The sequence below is a fragment of the Spirillospora sp. NPDC049652 genome (assembly GCF_040675125.1).
Taxonomy (GTDB): domain Bacteria; phylum Actinomycetota; class Actinomycetes; order Streptosporangiales; family Streptosporangiaceae; genus Spirillospora.
This window is the reverse complement of the sequence record NZ_JBFAOF010000946.1, coordinates 1-2686: the sequence shown is the minus strand read 5'-3', so window position 1 is coordinate 2686 and position 2686 is coordinate 1. Positions and strand designations below refer to the sequence as shown.

1 protein-coding gene and 2 pseudogenes are annotated in these 2686 nt (G+C 76.2%); 2 read left to right on the top strand and 1 reads right to left on the bottom strand.

Annotated features, from left to right (window positions below):
• Positions 1-504: pseudogene (locus AB0J52_RS35245) on the top strand (hypothetical protein); the annotation flags it as partial.
• Between the two features lie 13 nt (positions 505-517).
• The gene (locus AB0J52_RS35240) at positions 518-1699 is read left to right on the top strand and encodes a S8 family serine peptidase (RefSeq protein ID WP_500187246.1); all 1182 of its coding nucleotides are present in this window, start codon (positions 518-520) and stop codon (positions 1697-1699) included.
• Here the strand turns inward: AB0J52_RS35240 and AB0J52_RS35235 are convergent.
• Positions 1689-2686: pseudogene (locus AB0J52_RS35235) on the bottom strand (hypothetical protein); the annotation flags it as partial. The gene AB0J52_RS35240 and the pseudogene AB0J52_RS35235 overlap by 11 nt on opposite strands.

Sequence of the window (2686 nt, the reverse complement as noted above, 5' to 3'; positions counted from 1 at the left end):
CTCGACCAGGGCGGCCCCGAGCGCGCCCGCCGCGTCGGGGTCTCCCCGGACACGGCCTGCGGCGACGCCGTGGACGCCCCGCTCGGCGCGTCCCTGGTCGTCCGGGGCTGCCGCGCCGCGCTGCGCGCCACCTACCTCGACCAGCTCCAGGGGATCGCGGTCACGCTCGGCGTCGTGGCCTTCCCGGACGAGCCGTCCGCGCGGGCCGCCGCCCCCTGGTTCCCGGGCCGGGGCGCGGTGGCTCCGGGCCTGCGCGCGCTCGGCTTCCCCGGCTCGGTCGTCGAGCGGTTCGGCGACGCGTCCCGGCAGACGGCGGCGCTCGTCCAGCGCGGCCCCTACCTGGTCGCCGCCACGGTCGGCTACGCCGACGGACGGCCGACCCTGCGCGCCGACCAGCAGCAGGACGACCTCGCCGAACTCGGTCCGCAGCTCGCCGAGGGCGTGCTGCGGCCCCTCGCCGCGCCCGCCGCCGTCCGGTGCGGCGAGCCGGTGTGGGTGTGCTGAGGCGGAGGACGGGGTGAGAGCCGCATCGGCCGTTGCGCCGGCCATGCTGACCTGCGTGCTGGCGTGCGTGCCGATCGCCGGGGCCGCTCGCGCCGACGGGGTTCGGGACGCGATGGCTCCCGTCCTGGACTCGCTCGGTGTGCCGCGCGCCTGGGCCGTCTCGCGCGGACGCGGCGTGACCGTCGCCGTCCTCGACTCGAGCGTGGACGCCACGCAGGCCGACCTCGCCGGGAGCGTCGTCACCGGCCCGGACTACACCGCCGGGGCCGCGCCGTCCGGGACGGAGCCCCGGCGGCTGCACGGCACCGGAATGGCGTCCATCATCGCTGGTCACGGCCATGGTCCCGAGGGCGCGGAGGGCGTGACGGGCGTCGCGCCCGAGGCCCGTGTCCTGTCGGTGCGGGTCGTCCTGGAGCGCGACGAACCCGGCTACGCCGCGTTCAACGGCGACAAGCGCTTCGAGGGGACGGTCGCGCGCGGCATCCGCTACGCCGTGGACCATGGCGCGGACGTCATCAACCTGTCCCTCGGCCGTTCGTATCCCGTCCCCGCCGAGCGGGACGCGGTCGCCTACGCGGTCAGCCGCGGCGTCGTGGTGGTCGCGGCGGCGGGCAACGGCGGCGCCGACCGCGCGGACCGGCGCGGCGGCCACGCCCGCTACACCTACCCCGCGTCCTACCCCGGCGTCGTCTCGGTCGCCGCCGTGGACGCCGGAGGCCGCCACGCGGACTTCTCGAACCGCAACTCCGCCGTCGTCGTGTCCGCGCCCGGCGTCCGGATCATCGGCGCGAATCCCGGGGGCCGGTACCGGTTCGCGGACGGCACCAGCCCGGCGACCGCCTTCGTGTCCGGCGTCGCCGCGCTCATCCGGGCCCGGCATCCGAAGCTGGCCCCCGCGCTGGTCGCGCGGTCCCTGGTGGAGAGCGCCCGGAACCGCGCGCCCGGCGGCTACGACCTCGGCGTCGGGTTCGGTCGGGTGGACGCGGCCGCCGCGCTCACCGCGTCCGACTCCCTCGCCGCCGCCCGGACGGACGGTCTCGGGGCCGCTCCGACGACGGTGGTCGGCGGACGGGCCCCGATCCGGGTCGTCCGGCATCCGGCCGCGTTGGTCCAGGGATGCTGGATCGCCTGCGTGCTCGCGCTGGCCGGGCTGCTGGCGTCCGTAATCAGGCTTAGGGGTCGCCTCAATCCATAAACCGAGCGGTATGAGGTGCGGGTTCTGTTAGATCCGCTTTCGTGGCAGAAAAACCCCCATCAGAGGGATCGTCCGCGAACCCCGAAGACCAGGACGGGCCCCCGCCCGATCCCACCCCCGCGCCCACGTTCGAGGCCGCGCCTGCGTCCGAAATCGTGCCTGCGTCCGCGTCTGAGGACGTGCCGGCGTCTGCGGCCGGGCGGCGGCGGCCGCTTGCCGGGATCGCGCTGCTGCTCGTGTTCGGCGTGCTCGCCCTCGTGGGCGGGGGAGCGGCGGTCGGGTACGGGCTCGTCCGCAAGCCGACCGCCGCCGAGATCGAGAAGGCCGGAAGCCGGGAGCTCGCCACCCGCTGGCAGCGCGTCGCGGCCGCCGAGCTCTTCCCCGAACGGTTCATGTTCGAGCCCGGCAGCAGCGGCCCCTCCGTCCTGAGGTAGAGGTACGGCGTGTGGTTGGTGGTCTGGTCGAACGTCTGCCGGGACGCGTCGTCGAAGCGCTCGACCGTCGTGCCGGGGAACGTGGCGATGCGCAGGACCGCGCCGCCCGCCTTGCCGCTGGATCGAGAAGGCCGGAAGCCGGGAGCTCGCCACCCGCTGCCGAGCGGCGCCGCGTGCCGCGCCTCGGCCGCGAGGAACGCGCCCAGCAGGACGGCCGCGCCGAGCAGCGTCGCGACCGTCCGGACGCTGCCCCAGCCCGCCCGGCCGCCGTCGGAGATGCCGTAGACCAGGGCGAACAGTCCGCCGCTCGCCAGGATCGCGCCGGGCACGTCCAGCCGCGCCCGGGACCGTCCGGCCGTCTCCGGCACGACCGTCACCGCGCCGGTCACCACCAGCGCGCCGATGCCGAACAGGATCAGCATCGTCCAGCGCCAGTTCAGCCCGCTGGTGATGAGGCCGCCGCCGATCGTCCCGATGACGAAGCCGAGCGACAGCAGCGCGCCGTTGACGCCGAGCGCCCGGGTGCGCCGCGGGCCCTCCGGGAACGCGGCGG